Raw genomic sequence first — 917 nt, 5'->3', positions numbered from 1 at the left:
AGAGACCGTTTCAAAAAGACTGCTCCGTACGTCTGAAGATGTTCCAGCAGACGAGGGAGCAACCGAGTTTGAGGAATGCTTCGTGAATGTCGGCGCGACGCTCAAAGCGAATGCGAAGACGACGAAAGTTGTGGAGCCATGCGTGAGTACGCTCGACCACCCAGCGAAATTTACCGAGACCACTGCCGTGCTCGGTCCGGCGCTTTGCGATCACCGGCTTGATGCCACGTTCGCGAAGTTTCCGGCGGTGTGGTTCGGAGTCGTAGCCGCGATCGGCGTAAATGACTTTGGGCTTCTGAAGCGGCCGGCCACGTACACCGCGAATCGGCGCAATCGCATCGACAAGCGGCAGCAACTGGGTGACATCGTTGCGGTTCGCGCCAGTCAGGATCGCGGTGACGGGGACGCCGTTTGCGTCGACGAGGATGTGGTGCTTGGAACCGGGTCGCGAGCGATCCGTGGGGTTCGGGCCAGTTTTTCGCCCGCCCCAACGGCTCGCACCGACGATGAATCGACGGCTGCGCGTGAGAAATCGAGCTGGCCGGCCTCGCGTAACTTCGCGAGCAGCAGCTCGTGCAGCCGGTCCCACACGCCGGCCTTTTGCCAGTCGCGCAGGCGACGCCAGCAGGTCGGGCCCGAACCAAATCCCAACTTGATCGACAGGTCGCACCAGCGTATCCCGGTCTTGAACACGAACAGGATGCCGTTCAGTGCCGCCCGGTCCGAAACAGGGCGGCGGCCTGGATATTTCTTGCGTCGCGGCTTTGGCGGCGGCAGCAAAGGTTCGATCAATGCCCACAGTTCGTCATCAATGATCGGCGTGCCCATCCCCTTGGTTCCTGTTGTTCAGATGGCCAAGGTTAACAGCTTGCCGAAAAGGTTAACAGCCCCCTCGGGGTCTTTTTGAAATGGTCTCT

General features: G+C 60.5%; 1 protein-coding gene. It reads right to left on the bottom strand.

Annotation, left to right across the window (positions count from 1 at the left end; genetic code table 11):
• Positions 1-10: 10 nt before the first annotated feature.
• A protein-coding gene (locus NE850_RS39360; RefSeq protein WP_234475258.1) for an IS5 family transposase occupies positions 11-828 on the bottom strand; the annotation gives its coding sequence in 2 pieces (ribosomal slippage) (positions 11-480 and positions 480-828; 819 coding nt in all).
• Positions 829-917 lie beyond the last annotated feature (89 nt).

The organism is Paraburkholderia sp. USG1 (assembly GCF_031570135.1).
GTDB lineage: Bacteria > Pseudomonadota > Gammaproteobacteria > Burkholderiales > Burkholderiaceae > Paraburkholderia > Paraburkholderia dioscoreae.
This window is presented reverse-complemented; position numbering and strand designations above follow the sequence as displayed.